This window comes from Nonomuraea sp. NPDC003709, from assembly GCF_040610775.1.
GTDB classification, from domain to species: domain Bacteria; phylum Actinomycetota; class Actinomycetes; order Streptosporangiales; family Streptosporangiaceae; genus Nonomuraea; species Nonomuraea angiospora_A.
This window is the reverse complement of record NZ_JBEXMW010000002.1, coordinates 376859-393708: the sequence shown is the minus strand read 5'-3', so window position 1 is coordinate 393708 and position 16850 is coordinate 376859. Positions and strand designations below refer to the sequence as shown.

17 protein-coding genes are annotated in these 16850 nt (G+C 72.2%); 4 read left to right on the top strand and 13 right to left on the bottom strand.

Going from position 1 to position 16850, the window contains the following annotated elements; translation table 11 throughout:
• Positions 1-32: 32 nt before the first annotated feature.
• Both ABZX61_RS06275 and ABZX61_RS06270 read left to right on the top strand, forming a co-directional pair.
• Positions 33-680, top strand: coding sequence for an LppX_LprAFG lipoprotein (locus ABZX61_RS06275; protein WP_350726443.1), 648 nt, complete (start codon positions 33-35; stop codon positions 678-680).
• Positions 677-2473 (top strand): MFS transporter, encoded by a 1797-nt coding sequence (locus ABZX61_RS06270; RefSeq protein WP_355191958.1) that lies wholly within the window; start codon positions 677-679, stop codon positions 2471-2473. The genes ABZX61_RS06275 and ABZX61_RS06270 overlap by 4 nt, the downstream gene beginning before the upstream one ends.
• A 24-nt stretch (positions 2474-2497) precedes the next feature.
• On the opposite strand, the gene aspS is transcribed toward ABZX61_RS06270, so the two are convergent.
• The 5 genes from aspS to ABZX61_RS06245 all read right to left on the bottom strand — a co-directional run bounded on the left by aspS (position 2498) and on the right by ABZX61_RS06245 (position 8199).
• The gene (gene aspS / locus ABZX61_RS06265) at positions 2498-3760 is read right to left on the bottom strand and encodes an aspartate--tRNA(Asn) ligase (RefSeq protein WP_355191957.1); all 1263 of its coding nucleotides are present in this window, start codon (positions 3758-3760) and stop codon (positions 2498-2500) included.
• 312 nt (positions 3761-4072) lie between these two features.
• Entirely contained in the window at positions 4073-5419 is a 1347-nt protein-coding gene (der, locus tag ABZX61_RS06260) for a ribosome biogenesis GTPase Der (protein WP_355192708.1), read from the bottom strand.
• A 75-nt stretch (positions 5420-5494) separates the two neighbouring features.
• The gene (gene cmk, locus ABZX61_RS06255) at positions 5495-6130 is read right to left on the bottom strand and encodes a (d)CMP kinase (RefSeq protein WP_355192707.1); all 636 of its coding nucleotides are present in this window, start codon (positions 6128-6130) and stop codon (positions 5495-5497) included.
• Positions 6131-6212: 82 nt separating this feature from the next.
• Entirely contained in the window at positions 6213-7568 is a 1356-nt protein-coding gene (locus tag ABZX61_RS06250) for a carotenoid oxygenase family protein (RefSeq protein WP_350726436.1), read from the bottom strand.
• Positions 7569-7587: 19 nt separating this feature from the next.
• Complete coding sequence (locus ABZX61_RS06245) at positions 7588-8199, bottom strand: TetR/AcrR family transcriptional regulator (RefSeq protein ID WP_355191955.1); 612 nt, start codon at positions 8197-8199, stop codon at positions 7588-7590.
• A 108-nt stretch (positions 8200-8307) separates the two neighbouring features.
• On the opposite strand from ABZX61_RS06245, the gene ABZX61_RS06240 reads away from it, so the two are divergent.
• Positions 8308-9150 carry a glycosyltransferase gene (locus ABZX61_RS06240; RefSeq protein ID WP_355191953.1) on the top strand — a complete coding sequence of 281 codons (843 nt, stop codon included), beginning with the start codon at positions 8308-8310 and terminating at the stop codon, positions 9148-9150.
• 40 nt (positions 9151-9190) lie between these two features.
• On the top strand, positions 9191-9391 hold the full coding sequence (locus tag ABZX61_RS06235; protein ID WP_350726430.1) for a DUF2795 domain-containing protein: 201 nt from the start codon (positions 9191-9193) through the stop codon (positions 9389-9391).
• 50 nt (positions 9392-9441) lie between these two features.
• Here ABZX61_RS06235 and ABZX61_RS06230 read toward each other — a convergent pair whose 3' ends face one another.
• From ABZX61_RS06230 to ABZX61_RS06195, 8 genes are all read right to left on the bottom strand, one after another.
• Entirely contained in the window at positions 9442-10590 is a 1149-nt protein-coding gene (locus tag ABZX61_RS06230) for an FAD-dependent oxidoreductase (protein WP_355191950.1), read from the bottom strand.
• Positions 10591-10658: 68 nt separating this feature from the next.
• On the bottom strand, positions 10659-11561 hold the full coding sequence (locus ABZX61_RS06225) for a hypothetical protein (protein WP_355191949.1): 903 nt from the start codon (positions 11559-11561) through the stop codon (positions 10659-10661).
• Positions 11558-12619 (bottom strand): CU044_5270 family protein, encoded by a 1062-nt coding sequence (locus ABZX61_RS06220; RefSeq protein WP_355191947.1) that lies wholly within the window; start codon positions 12617-12619, stop codon positions 11558-11560. The genes ABZX61_RS06225 and ABZX61_RS06220 overlap by 4 nt, the downstream gene beginning before the upstream one ends.
• A complete protein-coding gene (locus ABZX61_RS06215) occupies positions 12612-13232 on the bottom strand; it encodes an RNA polymerase sigma factor (RefSeq protein ID WP_355191945.1) in 621 nt (206 codons plus the stop codon). Before ABZX61_RS06215 ends, ABZX61_RS06220 begins: the two co-directional genes overlap by 8 nt.
• Before the next feature lie 53 nt (positions 13233-13285).
• Complete coding sequence (locus ABZX61_RS06210; protein WP_355191943.1) at positions 13286-14374, bottom strand: prephenate dehydrogenase; 1089 nt, start codon at positions 14372-14374, stop codon at positions 13286-13288.
• 63 nt (positions 14375-14437) lie between these two features.
• Positions 14438-14797, bottom strand: coding sequence for a chorismate mutase (aroH, locus tag ABZX61_RS06205; RefSeq protein ID WP_185073133.1), 360 nt, complete (start codon positions 14795-14797; stop codon positions 14438-14440).
• A 69-nt stretch (positions 14798-14866) separates the two neighbouring features.
• On the bottom strand, positions 14867-15673 hold the full coding sequence (locus ABZX61_RS06200; protein ID WP_350726418.1) for a pseudouridine synthase: 807 nt from the start codon (positions 15671-15673) through the stop codon (positions 14867-14869).
• Entirely contained in the window at positions 15670-16629 is a 960-nt protein-coding gene (locus ABZX61_RS06195) for a hypothetical protein (RefSeq protein ID WP_355191941.1), read from the bottom strand. Before ABZX61_RS06195 ends, ABZX61_RS06200 begins: the two co-directional genes overlap by 4 nt.
• Between the last annotated feature and the right edge of the window lie 221 nt (positions 16630-16850).

Here is a 16850-nt window from a genome sequence, read left to right as displayed (position 1 = left end):
CGGCGTTCCCAGGCGGTGGATACGATCCGCACATGCTCAGAAAGCTTCTGATCGTCGCCGTTCTCGCGCTGGTGTCGGCGTGCTCGTCGGGCGGCGGCGGCGAGCTGCCCGCCGGTCCCGACCTGATGAAGAAGGCCTCCGAGGCCATGAAGGGCGTCAAGTCGGCCAGCTTCTCGATCGCGACCGAGGGCAAGCCCAAGGTGCCGGTCAAGAAGGCGGACGGCAGGCTCACGGCCGCCGGTGACGCCGACGGCACGATCACGATCGACATCCTGGGCAGCCTGCAGGAGGTCAGCTTCGCCCTGGTCGGGGACACCGTGCACTTCAAGGGGCCGACGGGCGGCTTCCAGAAGATGACGCGGCAGCAGCTCGCGCAGTTCTACGACCCCTCGGTGATCCTCGAGCCGACCAAGGGCATCGCGCAGCTGCTCGCCTCCGCGACCGAGCCCCAGGTGGAGGCGCTGGAGGGCGACGCGTACCGGGTGGCCACCGCCTTCCCCGGGCAGGCCATCGGCCAGATCATCCCCGGCGTCACGCAGAGTGTGAACGGCAAGGTCTGGCTCGACAAGGCCACCAGCCGCCTGACCAAGGCCAGCCTGCCGCTGCAGGGCGGCACGGTGACGGTGTCGTTCAGCGACTACGACGCGCCGGTCACGATCACGCCGCCCGCCGCCGGATGAGACGCGCCCGCCGGGTCGTCCTCGGCGCCGGGGGCGCGGTGGTGCTGCTGGCCGCGCTCGACGCGTACGTGGTGGTCACGGTCCTCATCGACATCGCCGAGGACGTGGGCATCCCGCTGAACCACCTGGAGCGGGCCACCCCCATCGTGACGGGGTTCCTGCTCGGGTACGTCGCCGCGATGCCGCTGCTCGGCCAGCTCTCCGACCGCTACGGGCGGCGGCCGCTGATCCACGCCTGCCTGGCGGCGTTCGCGCTCGGCTCGGTGCTGACGGCGCTGGCCGCCGGCGAGGTGATGGTGGTGGCCGGGCGCGCCGTGCAGGGGGTGGCGGGCGGGGCGCTGCTGCCGATCACGATGGCGCTCATTGGCGACCTGTGGGACGAGCGCGAGCGGCCGGTGGCGCTGGGGGCCGTGGGGGCGGCGCAGGAGCTCGGGAGCGCCCTCGGGCCCCTGTACGGCGGGGTGCTGGCGCTGATCCCGAGCACCGTGGTGGCGGGGGTGGAGCTGGGCGGCTGGCACGCCATCTTCTGGATCAACCTCCCGCTCGCCGCCCTGGCCGCCGTCGCGGTCCACTTCACCGTCCCCTCCGGCACCCCTGACGCCGCACCCGCCACGACCCCCACCGGCGACACGGCCGGCCACGTCGAGCCCGGCGGAGCCGCAGGCGAGGCGGCCACCGGTGCCGACGCGGCGGCGCATCGTGCGGGCGACTCCGGCGCCGGGCGAGTGGAGGTCGCCGGTGCCGGCGCAGCGGCTCATCGCGTGGGCGACTCCGGTGCCGGGCGGGTGGAGGTCGCCGGTGTCGACGCGGCGGCGCATAGCGTGGGCGACTCCGGTGCGGTCACGGGGACGGCCGCCGGTGCCGGGCGGGTGGAGGTCGCCGATGGGAGGCGGCGTGTGGACGTCGTCGGCGGGGCGTTGCTGGCGCTGGCGCTCGCGCTGCTGGTCGTGGGCCTGTACAACCCCGACCCCGCCAAGACCGTGCTCCCCCCGTGGGGCCTGCCCGTGATCGCCGCCGGAGCGCTGGCGGCCGGGATCTTCGTGTGGTGGGAGATCCGCTCCCCCGTACGCCTGCTCGACCTCTCCGCCACCCGCAAGGGCCCCCTGCTCGCCACCCTGGCCGTGAGCTTCCTGACCGGGGCGGCGCTCCTGGTGACCATGGTGTTCGTCCAGTTCACCGCCCAGACCCTGCTCGGCGAGGACGCGCTGGGAGCGTCGCTGGTCCTGGCCAGGTTCCTGGCCGCGCTCACCGTGGGCGCCCTGCTGGGCGGCCTCCTGGCCCGCAGGCTGGGCGACGGCGTCGTCGCGGTGGCGGGCATGGTGGTGGGGGCGGCCGGCTACTGGCTGATGAGCCGGTGGCCGCTCGAGCTGGAGAGCGCCGGGTTCCTCGTGGACGTCGACCTGGTGGTCGCCGGTCTGGGCCTGGGCCTGGTCATCGCCCCGGTCTCGTCGGCGGTGCTGCGCGTGACCTCGGCGACCCAGCACGGCGTGGCGTCGGCGGCGGTCGTGGTGGCCAGGATGATGGGCATGCTGATCGGCATCGCGGCGGTGTCGGCGTGGGGCTTCTACCGGTTCCAATCGCTGACCGCGCATCTGGACACGCCGCTGCCGTTCGGCGTGGACACGGTGACGTACCGGCGGCAGCTGGCCGAGTACACCGCGAAGGTGCAGGCGGCGCTGCACACGGAGTACACGGAGATGTTCCTGGTCACGGCGTTCATCTGCCTGCTGGGCGCGGCCGTCGCGCTGCTGATGCCCCGTACCCGGCGGGACGCGCCCTCCGCGCCCGCCTGAGAGGCGGGCGCGGAGAGCCGTCGGTCACGGGGACAGGCGGTGCAGGTCGCGGGGGAAGGCGGTGGTCTGGCGGATGTTGGCGGCCCCGGTCAGCCGCGCCGTCCACCGTTCCAGCCCGAGCGCGAACCCGCCGTGCGGCGGCATCCCGTACCGGAACGCCTGCAAGTACCCCTCGTACGCCTCCAGCCCCTCGCCCCGGGCGGCCAGCGCGGCCACGTAGTCCGGGTACCGGTGCAGCCGCTGCCCGCCGGTGACCAGCTCCAGACCCCTGAACAGCAGGTCGAACCCGTTGGAGTAGCCGGGCCGCGCAGGGTCCGGGTGGGTGTAGAAGGGCCGCTTGGACATCGGGTAGCCGGTGACGAACAGGAACTCCGACCCGTGCTCCTTCGCCGCCCACTCGCACAGCCACCGCTCCTGCGCGGGCGACAGGTCCGGCTCGGCCGAGCCGGTCAGCTCCTGTGCCTCGGTGAAGTGGATGGCCGGGATCTCGGCGGGCACCTCGGGCAGGATCGCCCCGGCGCGTTCGACGGCGGACGGGGCGCGGCGCCGTACCGACTCCAGCATGCCCGCCACCACCTCCCGCAGCACCGCCATCACGTCGCGGTGGTCCCGGACGAAGCCCAGCTCGGCGTCGAGGCTGGTGTACTGGGCCAGATGGCGTACGGTGTCGTGCGGCTCGGCGCGGAAGACGGGACCAACCTCGAAGACCCGCTCGAACACCCCCACCATCGCCTGCTTGTAGAACTGCGGCGACTGGGCCAGGTAGGCGCGGCTGCCGAAGTAGTCGATGCCGAAGACGTTCGCGCCCGACTCGGTGGCCGAGGCGACGATCTTCGGCGTGTGGATCTCGGTGAACCCGAGCCCGTCGAGCGTCTCGCGGAAGCCCGCCACGCTCGCGGCCGAGATCTCCAGCGGCGCGCTGAGCAGCGGATGCCGCAGCGCGACCGGCGCGTGGTCGAGGATCGTCGGCAGCCCGGCCGACACGACGGGCCGGTAGAGGTCGAACGGCGGCGCCGCGCACGGCTCCACCACCACCTCGATCTCCGGCTCGACCAGCTCGACGCCTCCCGGCGCCTGCGGGCTGGCGGTCACGGTGCCGGTGACCTCGACGACGCTCTCCTCGCCGGGCAGGTCGCTCGCGGCGACCACCTGGGCCAGGCCGGTACGGTCCCTGACGACGAGGAAGGACACGGATTTCAGCTGCCGGCGGCGATGGACCCAGCCGGCGATCGTCACTCGTTGGCCGGCGTGCTCAGCGAGCTCCGCCGACATGACACGAGAGATCATTACAGCTCCTCACGAGGAATTGCATGACCCCTTGGGAGTGCGGGGGAGAAGGGTGCTCCCGGTGCCACCGCACTTTCGCCGCCTCATTGAAGGCGGCCTCGACGACCCGATGACGGGGGTCAGGCCGGCGGGGCATTTCCTCCCCGCACTCGGGAGTGTCTTCACCAGCGGAGCACGGGACCGCCTTCGCAGCTACCGGCGGCTCTCTCGACCCCTGCGGACCTCTGGCTACTCGTCTCCGTCGACGCGTTGCCGTAGATCTTACGGCCGCGCCCGGGGGAACGGCAAAGCCATTCCCCCGGGCGCCGCGCGTTACTTGTCCTTCTTGGCCCGCTTCTCCCGGATCTTCATCGTGACCTCGATCGGCGAGCCGGCGAACCCGAACTCTTCCCGGATGCGCCGCTCGATGAAGCGCCGGTAGGTGTCCTCCAGCCATCCCGACGTGAACAGCACGAACTTCGGCGGCTCCACGGAAGCCTGCGTGGCGAAGAGGATCTTGGGCTGCTTGCCGCCCCGCACCGGCGGCGGCGTCTGCTGCACCAGCTCCGTCAGGAACGCGTTGAGGCGGGCGGTGGGCACCCGGGTGGACCAGGAGTCGAGCGCCTTCTCCAGGGCGGGCACCAGCCGGTCGATGTGCCGGCCCGTCAGGGCGGAGATGTTGACCCGCAGCGCCCACGGGGTGCGGACGAGCTGCCGGTCGATCTCCTTCTCCAGGTAGTAGCGGCGGTCCTCGTCGACCAGGTCCCACTTGTTGAAGGCGACGACCATCGCCCGGCCCGACTCGATGACCAGGCCGATGATGCGCAGGTCCTGCTCGGTGAGGATCTGGCTGGCGTCGATGAGCACGACGGCCACCTCGGTGCGCTCCAGCGCGGCGCGGGTGCGCATGGCCGCGTAGAAGTCGGCGCCCTGCAGCTCGCGGTCGCGCCTCCGGATGCCGGCCGTGTCGACGAACCGCCAGGTGCGCCCGCCCAGCTCGATCAGCTCGTCGACCGGGTCGCGGGTGGTGCCGGCCATGGGGTCGACCAGCACGCGCTCCTCGCCCGCGAGCTTGTTGAGCAGCGAGGACTTGCCGACGTTGGGCTTGCCGAGCAGCGCGACGCGGGCGGGGCCGCGCTCGGTCTCGAAGCCGAGCGCGGGCGTCTCGGGCAGCGCGTCGAGCACCACGTCGAGCAGGTCGCCGCTGGAGCGCCCGTGCAGGGCCGAGACGGGGTACGGCTCGCCGAGGCCGAGCGACCACAGCGCGGCGGCCTCCAGCTCGAGCTGCTGGTTGTCGACCTTGTTGGCGGCCAGGACGACCGGCTTGCCGGACTGCCGCAGGATCGAGCCCACGATCTCGTCGGCGTCGGTGGCGCCCACGGTGGCGTCGACGACGAACACGATCACGTCGGCCAGCTCGACGGCGACCTGGGCCTGCTCGGCGATGCGCAGGTTCATCCCGGTGGCGTCGGGGTCCCAGCCGCCGGTGTCGACCACCGTGAAGCGGCGGCCACGCCAGTTGGCGTCGTACGTGACCCGGTCGCGCGTGACGCCCGGCACGTCCTCCACGACCGCCTCGCGGCGGCCGATGATGCGGTTGACCAGCGTGGACTTGCCTACATTAGGCCGCCCCACGATGGCGACGACCGGCAACGGCGTAGTGTCGCCGTGCTCGGTGATCTCAAGGTCGTCGAGGCCGGCCTCGACCCAATCCCCCGTTGGCACGAAATTTCATCCTTTGTGAGTACCGCACCCTCAGGTGCGCTCTTTGACCAGTCTCAACACCTCAGCGATGACCTCTTCCAGGTTCAACGGCGTGGTGTCGAGCTCGACGGCGCCATCCGCCATCGAGAGTGGGTCCGTCTTGCGGGTCGAGTCGAGAGTGTCACGCTTGGCCATGGCCTCCTGCTGCGCCGCCACCGTCGAGCCGGCCAGCTCGGCGTTGCGCCGCCGGGCACGGGCCTCCGGGCTGGCCGTCAGGTAGACCTTGACGGCAGCCTCGGGCCAGACGGCCGTGCCGATGTCGCGGCCCTCGACCACGATGTCACCGGCCCCGATGAGCTCGCGCTGGAGCGCGACCAGGCGGGCCCGGACCTCGGGGACGGCTGCCACGGCGGAGACCGCGCCGGTGACCTCGGACTCCCTGATCGGACCCGCCACGTCGACGCCGTCGACGTGGACTGTGGGACCGTCGGGGTCGGTGCCGGACTCGATGCGCGGCTCGCCGCAGCGGGCGGCCACGGCGGCGGGGTCGGTCAGGTCGACGGACTGCCGGAGCATCCACCAGGTCATCGCCCGGTACATCGCCCCGGTGTCGAGGTAGCGCAGGCCCAGCGCCCGGGCGACCCCGCGCGACGCGCTCGACTTACCCGACCCCGAAGGACCGTCCATGGCGACGACCAGACCGGTCACGGCCTCTCCCTCTTCACGAGCTTCTCAAGAACCCCAACCTGAAGAGGCTACCGTGTCCGGCTCAGTCGGCGATCCAGCTTCCGTGGAAGCCGAGCGGGACGCGGGCCGGCAGGTGGACGGTGGCGACGGGCTCGCCGGTGAAGTCCTGCGCGGAAAGGATCATCAGGTCGGCCGCTCCCCTGGCCTCGTTGTTGACGAGGGCGAGCACGTACCCGTCGTCCTCGGCCGCGCCGGAGGCCACGAACGCGGGCTCGCCGACGTACGCGCCCCGCCCGAACTGCCGCCACTCCTGCGTCCCGCGCACCAGGTCGTGCTTGATGAGCGTGTTGTCGAAGGCCTGGTCGGGCAGGTCCTCCAGCTCGCTGTCGGCCCGGTAGAGCACGTCGTGAAGGTCGCGGGCGGCCGAGGTGTAGCCGTAGCGGTACGGGCGGCCGGTGCGGCGCTCGTCCATGCGCGGGAACTCCTGCGGCCGGTCGTCCAGCCGCGTCCGCCGGACCTTGCCGGCGGCCGGGTCGATCGTCCACCGGTCGAGCGTCGGCAGTCCGCCCAGGTCGAGCCGGGCGTCCACGAACCGCTTGGGGTAGCGGACCACGTCCACGACCACCTCGTCGCCGTCGTCGTAGGCGTTGAGCGTGTGGAACACCCAGCACGGGTCCACCTCCACCCACCGCACGTCGCCGCTCTCGCGCGACATGAGCCCGATCCGGGCGCCGTGGGCGTCGTTCCACGCGTACGGCAGCGGAACGCCCTTCTCCGCATGGGCCTGGCTGAACGTGACCGGCAGGTCGTAGATCACCACGTACCGCTCGGTGAGCGCGAAGTCGTGCAGCATCGGCGCGTCGGCGATGGGGATGTCCCTGATCCGCGTCACCGAGCCCTTGGGGTCGATCACGATGTGCTGGTGGTGGTCCCAGCCGAAGAAGTAGGCCAGCGCGTGCAGCTCGCCGCTGACCGGGTCGAGGTGGGTGTGCGCGGCGAACCCGCCGGGCAGGCCGCCGTCGAAGTCGCACGTGCCGACGGTGTCGAGCTCGTAGTCCAGCTCGTACGGCAGGGGCCCCGCCTCGACGGTCGCGAACGTGCGCCCGGCCAGCCCGATGACGTGCGTGTTGGCGGCGAAGTCCCAGTTCTTGTGCAGCGGGCCCGGCCGGGGCGGCTCGCCGAGCCGTTCGGCGACGCGGGCGCTGCGTACCCAGCGGTTGCGGTACCACTCGGCGCGGCCGTCGCGCAGCCGCACGCCGTGCACCATGCCCTCGCCGAGGAACAGGTGGCTTGCCGTGGGGTCGTCGAGGCTGAGCGGGTTGGGGCCGTTGCGCAGGTAGCGGCCGTTCAGCTCGGCCGGGATGCGGCCGGTGACCTCCAGGTCGAAGGCCGTGATCTCATCGGTCACGGGCGCGAACCCGCCGGTGAAGGGCGTCATGTCACGTTCCTCTCGTGGGTCAGGCGCCTTGGGCCAGGAAAGGCGCGAGGACCGAGGCGCAGAGCAGTTGGTAGCGCTGTGCCACCTCGTCGGGCTCGAAATAGCCAGAAATTTCCAGACTTACGGCGCCGTGCATGGCCATCCACAGCACATCGGCGATCTCCCGGGCCGCTCCCCCATGCAGCACCCCCGCCTCCAGGCACTCCTCCACGCGCCGCAGCAGCAGGTCGAACGTCCGCCTGGCGGCCTGCACCGACTCCTGGTCCGGCTTGAACCCCGGCATCGCCCCCTGGAACATGACCCGGTAGTAGTCGGGCTCGGCCAGCGCGTAGGCGCGGTAGTCCGCCATGCCCTTGCGCAGCCCGGTCAGGGGATCATCCGGGCCCATCCCTTCGAGCAGCCACCGCTCGAATCGCGCGAACCCCTCCAGCCACACCGCCTGGCTGAGCCCGTCCTTGCCGCCGAACAGCGTGTAGATCACCTTGGTCGAGCAGCCGACCTCGCCGGAGATCCGCCGCACGGTCAGCGCCGCCGGCCCCTCGGTGGCGAGCAGGTGCGTGGCGACGTCGAGGATCGCGGCCCGGACGACGCTCTGCCCCTCCTGCTGGGCCTGCTGGTACGCAGTGCTCACGGTAACGCCGTTTCCTCTCGGTAACACTGTTACCGCCCTTGATACCCCTTTCCGGGGAGCGCGTCAAACGAGAGGAGTAAGAGAGCGCGGCGCGGTAAGTGGCCCTCTGTGAACGATCCGCGCGTCACCGTGGTCGTGGCCTGCAAGGACAGGCTGCGGGCGCTGGCCCGCACGCTTCCCCTGCACCCGTCCCCGGTGATCCTCGTTGACAACGGGTCAACCGACGGGACGGCGGGGTTCGTGCGGCGCCACTTCCCGGACGTTCACGTGGTGGAGGCGGGCAGGGACCTGGGCGCGCCGGCCCGCAACCTCGGCGTCCGCCTGGCCGAGACCCCGTACGTGGCCTTCGCCGACGACGACTCCTGGTGGGCGCCGGGGGCGCTGGAGCGGGCCGCGGACGCGCTGGACGCGCATCCGAGGCTGGCCGTCCTGGGCGCACGCGTGCTGGTGGGGCCGGAGGAGCGCCCGGACGCGGCGTCGGAGGCGATGCGCGACTCACCGCTCGGCGTGGAGCCGGACCTGCCGGGGCCGAGCGTGCTGGGGTTCCTGGCGTTCGGGGCGGTGGTGCGCAAAGAGGCGTTCCTGGAGGCGGGCGGGTTCGACGACGTGACCTTCTCCTTCGGCGAGGAGGAGCGGCTGGCCGTGGACCTGGCCGCGAAGGGGTGGGGGCTGGCGTACGTGGACGAGGTCGTGGCCCACCACCAGCCCCGGCCCGGGGGCTCGCGCGACAGGCAGGTGCTGGCCACGTGCGACGCCGTGCTGACCGCGGTGCTGCGCCGCCCGTGGCGGGTGGTGGCGCGGCGGTCGCTCGACGCGCTCCGCGCCGGCCCGGCGGGCTGGGAAGGGCTGCGTGCGGCCGCGCCGAGGCTGTCGCGGGCACTGGCCGAGCGGCGGGAACTGCCGGCCGAGGTGGAACGGGCACGGCAGCGACTGGAACGGCACGATTGCTGACCGAATGTTACATATCGTGACAGTCGGGCAGCACAGAGTTATGACAACGATACCGAACCCGATCGACCTGCTCAAGAACCTGAGCGGCGTGGAATTTCCGGCCAACAAGCAGGACCTGATCAGGGCCGCTCGCGAGCGCAAGGCGAGCAAGGAGATCATCAAGGCCCTGGAGACCCTGCCCGACCACGAGATGTTCGACGACCCGAGTGACGTGACCGAGGCCCTGACGACCAGGCGCTGATCACGCAAGAACGCGACGGGCGGGGCCCAGGGCCCCGCCCGTCGTGCTGTTCACCCGAGCCCTCCGGTCAGCGCGAACGCCCACACGGGCACCAGACCCTGCTTCAGCAACTTGAACGTGGGGATCGGGCTGCTGCTGACGGTCTCCTTGTACGTGATCGCCGCCCGGCCCTTCAGGTACCACCTGCGCGGGCTGTCGTCCCGCCGGGTGAACTGGATGACCGCGTCCTTCCGCCCCAGGGAGAGGGGCTGATGCACGTACCCGAACCGGAACGCCTTCGGGGTCCTGCCGCGCAGGGTCGCGGCGAGCGAGTCGGCGGCGTGCAGGCCGGTGGGGATGCCGCCCTGGCAGGTGCCGTGCAGCACGCCGTACGGCTGGCTGACCGCGGCGGCGTCGCCGACGGCGTACACGTCGGGGTGGGACACCGAGCGCAGCGCGGAGTCCACCACGATCCGGCCGCGGGCGTCGACGGTCAGCCCGGACTCGGCGGCCAGTGGCAGCCCCCTGGTGCCGGTGGTCCACAGTGTCGCGTCGGAGTGGACGAGCTCGCCCCCGGCCAGCTCGACGCCCTCCGGCAGCACCTTGGTGATGTCCGCGCCGGTGCGCACCTCGACGCCCAGCCGCTCCAGCACGGCGTCCAGGTGGGCGCGGGCCCGCTCGCCCATCATGGAGCCGGGCCGTCCCCTGGTCAGCAGGACCACGTGCAGGTGCGGGTGGGCCTCGGCGATCTCCGCGGCCGACTCGACGCCGGTCAGCCCGCCGCCGGCCACGACGACCGTGCCCGAGGTGAGGGCGGTGAGATGCTCGGCGAGCCGTACGGTGCCCGCGTAGTCGTCGTAGACGAAGGCGTGCTCGGCGACGCCGGGCACCGAGGCGTCGGTGACGGTGCCGAGCGCGTAGATCAGCTTGTCGTAGCCGAGCACGCGCCCGTCCGCCAGCCGGGCCTGCCGCCGCTCGACGTCCAGCCCGGCCACCCGGCCCTGGACGAACTCGATGCCGGTGCCCGCGACCACATCCTCCAGCGGGAAGTCCGTCAGCCGCTGCCCGGCCGCCGTCTGGTGCAGCCTGAGCCGCTCGGTGAACCTCGGCGAGGCGTTCACCAGCCGCACCCGGCCGCCCGTGCGGCGGGTCCTGACGGCGGTCCTGATGGCCGCGACGACTCCGGTGTAGCCGGCTCCGAGTACCAGAATGTCGGTCATTGTCCTTACCTCCTCGATCCGGCCTGAAGACGGATCGAGGAGGCTCGGATGTGACATCGGGACCGGCGCTAGCCGGCGGCGGGCACGGCGGGCTTGTCGTCGGTCCAGCCGACCTTGTACGTCTCGACCCCGCTCTTGCCGGCCAGCTGCTTGCCGCCGTCCTGGAGGTCGGTGTAGTGGGCCAGCAGCGTCATCGTCTTGGTGTCCACGATGAACTGCTCCTTGAGCACCGAACTCTTCCGCTCGTAGACCGGCAGGGCGACCTTCTGACCGGGCCGGTTCAGCGGGTCCTTCACCTGGCCGAGGTCACCGACGCCCTTGGTGGTCCTCAACGCCTGGTACGCGGCGGACCTGACCTTGAACGGCACCGGGTTCTCGTACAGCAGCCGGGTCATGTACTCGGCCACGTACCTGTCGAGGTGGATCAGCCAGTCTTCCTTCTTGGCACTCGGGTCGGTGGTCTTGGCGTCCTCCGCGGCCCAGTCGATCCAGGCGCGCACGTCCGCGACGACGCGCGCCCTGAGCGCTTCGGGCTCGGTCGGCAGGGCCTGGAGCTGGCCGTACGTCACCCACTTGTTGTCCCCCATCCGGAACTTTCCCGCGGGCCGCCCCTTCACCGGGAGCACGCGGCCCTGGCCGGGTTCGGTGGACAGCGAGATCTTCATGCCTTCCGTCCGGTACGTCCACGAGGTCGGTGAGCCGTCGGCCTTCCAGGCCGCCTCGTCCTTCGCGGTCTTGGGCCGGGCCCCCAGCTCGCGGTAGGCGGACCACTCCTTGCCCTCGGGCGTGAGCCAGTGCACGCCGACCGACCGCTCGGTCACCGTGTATCCGCTGCCCACGGGGCGCGAATGGTCCGCGGTCCGCACCACCTCGACCCGCCAGTAGGCGCCCTCGGCCGGGGCTGCCTGCGCGGGCACGGCGACGACGCCGGCGGTGATGAGGACGGCCGCTGCGGCTACCGGATATCTCACTTCGTCTCCTCCAACGGGTTGTCATTCGACCAGCGGCTGCCCTGGATCGCGGTGTACTCCAGGAGCAGCCCGTCCTTCGCCGACCGGGTCTCGATGGACAGCGGCATCCCGCTGACCGGGTCGATCACCAGCCGGGTGCGGGTCTCTCCCGCGTACGGTGTCGTGGGGTATTCGGCGGAGCGGTATTCGACCGCCTGCCCCGCGCGGCCCAGCACGTCGGTCACCGGGCCGACGGCGCCGACCCCGGGCAGCGAGGCCAGCAGCCGGTAGGCGGCGGCCCTGGTCCGGCTGGTCACCGGCGCGAAGAAGAGCAGGCGCGCGGTGTTGTCGATGGTCGCCTGGTCGTCGGGGGTGCCGAGGAGCGCGCGCAGGCCCTCGGGGGTGTCGGGGACCTCGTTCATCTTGGTCAGCGGCTTGTCCGCGAGCATGATGCGGAAGTCCCAGTCCTCGGTGGAGAGGGTCTCCGGCTTGCCCGGGGCCGCCCGTACGATGCCGTTCGGGGCGTCCTCGGTGGGCAGTCCTGGAGCCTTCTCCCCGTAGGTCCACGACTCCGGCGACCCGCCGGCGCGCCAGGCCGCCTCGTCCTGGGGCGTGGCGGGCTCGGCGCCCAGGTACTTCCAGCGGTACCAGGTGCGGCCCTCCGGGTCCGCGGGGATCCACGTCTCCTGCGACTCGCTCTGCCGCAGCACGTAGCCCTGGCCGGGCTCGCGGAACTCCCTGCCGTTGACCAGCGTGCTCCCCCACCAGGTGCCGGCGTCCGGCACGGAGGTCACCGAAGCCGCGGCGGCCAGCAGGAACTGTTTGCCGTCCGGCGCGGCGATCATGCCAGACCGGGCCGGCGGCGCGGTGGGGGCCGTGGCGGGGACGACGACCAGGGCCGCCGCGGCCGCCGCGCCCGCCAGGCCGAGCCCCAGCCCGGTCCACCTGGCGGCCCTGCGGCCTTTCCGTAGCCGCTCCCCCGCGATCGCGGCGGCCAGTCTGTCGCGTCCTGCCCGTTCCACGCCGGGCGTCAGCGGCGGCGCGGGCAGCAGCTCCCGCACCGCCCGGTAGTCATCCATCGGTGCCTCCGTTCAGGGGGTTGACGCTGCCCAGGGCGGCACGGAGTTTCTTGCGCACACGGGACAGGCGGGATCCGACGGTGCCGTACGGGATGTCGAGGGCCTGGGCCACCTCTTCATGGCTCAGCTCGCCCAGCGCGCTCAGGAGCAGCACGTCCCTGTCGCCGTCGGACAGGGCCCGCAGCTCCGCCGCGAGCCGTCCCTGCGTGCTCACGGCGTCCACGCGGGTCACCACGCGCTCCTCGTGGCCGTCGTCCGGGGAGCGGTGCACGCCGGCGCTGCGCTGCAGCGCCGCCAGCCGCCGGGTCTCAGTACGGCGGTGCAGGCTGATCAGGTTGGTGGCGAACCCGTAGAGCCAGGCGCGGACCTCGCCGCGCCCGGAATCGAATGTCTCGCGCTTCCTGAAGGCCGCGAGGAACACCTCGGCGGTCAGGTCGTCGGCGGCCTGCCGGTCCAGGCGCCTGCCGAGGTAGGCGTGGATCTCCGCCACGTACCGGTCGTAGATCTCACCGAACCGCTCGGGTTTTCGGCGCGACAGCTCCAGCAGAGCCGCGTCGCTCAGCGCCTCCGCCGGGTCCGATGGCCCGGCGCGAGCCGTCACATTGGCAGTCACACCCTTTACTCAACCGATGGGGCGTTCTGCTTTCACACGGGAGGACCCAGGGCTCAGGGAATTTCCCAGCCGCGCTCGCGCAGGGCCTCGACCAGCATGGACACGGCGTCGGGCTCGACCGACAGCTCGGCGATGCCCAGGGGCAGCCCGGGGGCGTGCTCCAGGCGCACATCCTCGACGTTGACCCCGACCTCGTCGCACACCTGGAAGAGGCGGGCGAGCTGGCCGAGGCGGTCACCGATGACGACCTGGACGACGGCGTAGGAGGAGGCCGGGCCGCCGTGCTTGCCGGGGATGCGGTCGTGGCCGACGACGCCGCGCTTGAGCAGCTGGGTGATGTCGTTGGTGGCGGTGCCGTCGCCCTCGGCCAGGGCGCGCAGGGCGCTGGCGGCGTCGGCCAGGTCGGCGGCGACGGCTTCGAGCACCTCGGCGACCGGGGAGGCGTTGCCGGACAGGATGCCGAGCCAGAGGCTCGGGTCGCTGCCCGCGATCCTGGTGACGTCACGCACGCCCTGACCGGCCAGGCCGAGCGCGACGTCGGTGGCGTCGGCCAGGCGGGCCGCCACGGCGGAGGCGGCGACGTGGGGCGCGTGGGAGACGACGGCGACCGCGCGGTCGTGCTCGGACGCGCTCACCTCGACCGCGTTGGCCCCGCACAGCTCGATCAGCCGCAGCACGGTCGCCTTGGCCTCGGGGTCGGCCTCGTCGGTGGGGCACAGCGCCCACGGCCGGCCCAGGAACAGATCGGCCCTGGCCGCCCCCGGGCCGGACTTCTCGCGGCCCGCGAGCGGGTGGGAGGCGACGTAGGAGGCCAGGTCGCAGCCGAGCTGCGTGGCCCGGTGCAAGGGCTCGGCCTTCACGCTGGCGACGTCGGTGTAGAACCTGGCGGCGTTGATCCGCTGCAGCTCCAGCAGCTCGGTCGCCACATGGGCCGGGGGGACCGCGATGATCGCCAGGTCCACCTCGCCGGTGTGCTGCTCGTCCGGATCCCAGTCTTCGCCCGCGCCCAGCTCCCGTGCCAGCCGTACGGCGGCCTGATCGCGGTCGGCGAGCAGCACGCGTACGCCGCGCTTGCGCAGCGCCAGGGCAGCGGAAGTGCCGATGAGGCCGGTGCCGACGACGAGCGCGGTGCGAAGTTCCATCTCGGTGTCCTGATTTATCGGGCCATAGTGGGCGTGAATATGCCCTGACGTAATCGCCGGGCGTTACTGGGCGATATCCTGCCGCAACTTCACCGCGCCACGCAGGTAGACATGCTGGATCGCGGAGCGCGGGCGGTCGAGGTCGACGTGGGCCATGAGGCGTACCACCCGGGGCAGCGCGCCCGGCACGTCGATCTCGGTGCAGCAGATCAGCGGCACCTCGTGGAAGCCCAGCTTGCGCGCCGCGAGCGCCGGGAACTCGGCCGTCAGGTCGGGCGTGGCCGTGAACAGCACGCTGATCACGTCGTCGGTGGTCAGCTCGTTACGCTCCATGATCGCGGTGACCAGCTCGGTCGTGCCTGCGATGATCGAGTCGCGGTCGTTGGCTTCCACCTGGATCGCCCCGCGGATCGCCCGCACCATGTGGTTTGTCCCCTTCCATAGCGGGAGAGCCCGTGCGGAGATTCGCACGGGCTCCTGCGTCCGGCCAGATTACAGCTTCACGGCCGCGTAAAGCTCACCGACCTCTTTCAAGGTCAGCGCCCTGACCGTCCCGGCTTTGGTACGGCCCAGCTTCACCGGGCCGAACTCGATCCTGGCCAGGTCGATCACCCGGTGGCCCGCCACTTCCAGCATGCGCCGGACGACGTGCTTGCGGCCCTCGTGCAGGACGACCTCGACCAGCGCCTGCTGGCCGTGCTCCTGCACGATCGCGAAGCTGTCGGCCTTGACGATGCCGTCCTCCAGCTCGATGCCCTGCTTGAGCCTGCGGCCCAGGTCGCGCGGGATCGGGCCCGGCACCTTGGCCCAGTACTTCTTCTGCACGCCGTAGCTGGGGTGCGTCAGCCGGTTGGCCAGCTCGCCGTCGTTGGTGAGCAGCAGCAGGCCCTCGGTCTCGGTGTCCAGCCTGCCCACGTGGAACAGCCTCGGGGCCAGCTCCTCCACGTAGTCGGCCAGGCACGGGCGGCCCTGCGGGTCGCTCATGGTGGAGACGACGCCGATGGGCTTGTTCATGGCGTAGTAGACGAGGTCGGGGGCGGTGGGGACGCGCTTGCCGTCCACGTGGATGACCTGCGTCGCCGGGTCCACCTTGGCGCCGAACCGCCGTACGACCTGGCCGTTCACGGTGACCCTGCCGTCGCCGATCATCTCCTCGCAGGCCCGGCGGCTGGCCACGCCCGCCTGGGCGAGCACCTTCTGCAGCCGCACCCCGTTGGGGACCTCGGTGGTGTCGCGCTCGTCGGTGTAGTCGTCGGGGTAGAAGTCGCGGTCGCGGAGGGGCTGGCGAGCGGCCTTCACGCGGTCGCGCTGGGGGCTGCCGCTGCCGATCGTCTGTACGTCGTCGCGGCGGGGGGTACGGGGGGCGCGGTCGGCGGTGCGGGGGGCGGTGCGGGGGGCATCGCCGTCCCGCCTGCCGAACCGGGCACGCGAGGAAGCCGGAGCTCCCCCGTCCCTGCGCCCACTCCGATCGACCCGGAACCCGCCACCGCCACTGCGCTCATCACGCCGCCCGGCACCGTAACCGCCGCGGTCGTCACGCTGCCCGGTACCGGAACCACTGCGCTCATCACGCCGCCCGGCACCGAAGCCGCCGCGCTCATCGCGCCGTCCAGCGCTGTAACCGCCACGGTCATCGCGTCGGCCGGCCGAGTACCCGCCGCGCTCGTCACGCCGCCCGGCACCGTAACCGCCGCGGTCGTCGCGCTGCCCGGTACCGGAACCGCTGCGCTCATCACGCCGGCCAGCACCGAAGCTGCCTCGCTCATCACGCCGGCCGGCACCGAAACCGCCGCGCTCATCGCGCCGTCCAGCGCTGTAACCGCCACGCTCATCGCGTCGGCCGGCACCGTAACCGCCACGCTCGTCACGCCGGTTGGCCGTGTAACCGCCACGGTCGTCACGCCGGCCGGCGCCGTACCCGCCGCGCTCGTCGCGTCGGTCGGGGCCGGAGCCGCCGCGCTCGTCGCGGGAACCGCGGGCGCGCTCGCCGCCGGAGTCGTCACGGCGCCCGGTGCCGTAACCACGGCGGTCGTCGCGGAACCCGCCGCCACGCTGGCCGCCGCGCTCGTCGTCGCGGCGCTCGGGGCGGTATCCGCCCCGGTCGCCGTAGGGCCGCTCCTGGCGCTCACCGCGCCCGTTGCGGTCGTCGTACCGGTTTCCCCGGTCTTCGTACCGACTCCCACGGTCGTCGTTCCGGCCGGTGCGGTCTTCGGTCCGGTTGCCGCGGTCTTCGTAACGGTTGCCGCGGTCGTCACGCGCCGGGTAGCGCTCGCCGCGGGGTTGCCTCTGCTCGCGGCCGCCGGACCCGGCACGCGAGCCGCTCCGGTCGGCGCGGAGGGAGTCCCCGGACCCGCCGCGGAAGCCGCCGCCGGAACGGGATCCTGAACTGGAATCGGAGCGGAAGGCGGGACGTCCCGCTCGGCCCTGACCCGAGCCGCCGGTACGTCCACGACCGCGTCCATCACCGGACGGGGTG

Coding starts and splice junctions, on each gene's coding strand:
- ABZX61_RS06275 (WP_350726443.1), top strand. CDS start 33: ATGCTCAGAAAGCTTCTGATCGTCGCCGTTCTCGCGCTGGTGTCGGCG.
- ABZX61_RS06270 (WP_355191958.1), top strand. CDS start 677: ATGAGACGCGCCCGCCGGGTCGTCCTCGGCGCCGGGGGCGCGGTGGTG.
- aspS (WP_355191957.1), bottom strand. CDS start 3,760: ATGATCTCTCGTGTCATGTCGGCGGAGCTCGCTGAGCACGCCGGCCAA.
- cmk (WP_355192707.1), bottom strand. CDS start 6,130: ATGGACGGTCCTTCGGGGTCGGGTAAGTCGAGCGCGTCGCGCGGGGTC.
- ABZX61_RS06250 (WP_350726436.1), bottom strand. CDS start 7,568: ATGACGCCCTTCACCGGCGGGTTCGCGCCCGTGACCGATGAGATCACG.
- ABZX61_RS06235 (WP_350726430.1), top strand. CDS start 9,191: ATGACAACGATACCGAACCCGATCGACCTGCTCAAGAACCTGAGCGGC.
- ABZX61_RS06230 (WP_355191950.1), bottom strand. CDS start 10,590: ATGACCGACATTCTGGTACTCGGAGCCGGCTACACCGGAGTCGTCGCG.
- ABZX61_RS06220 (WP_355191947.1), bottom strand. CDS start 12,619: ATGGATGACTACCGGGCGGTGCGGGAGCTGCTGCCCGCGCCGCCGCTG.
- ABZX61_RS06210 (WP_355191943.1), bottom strand. CDS start 14,374: ATGGAACTTCGCACCGCGCTCGTCGTCGGCACCGGCCTCATCGGCACT.
- aroH (WP_185073133.1), bottom strand. CDS start 14,797: ATGGTGCGGGCGATCCGCGGGGCGATCCAGGTGGAAGCCAACGACCGC.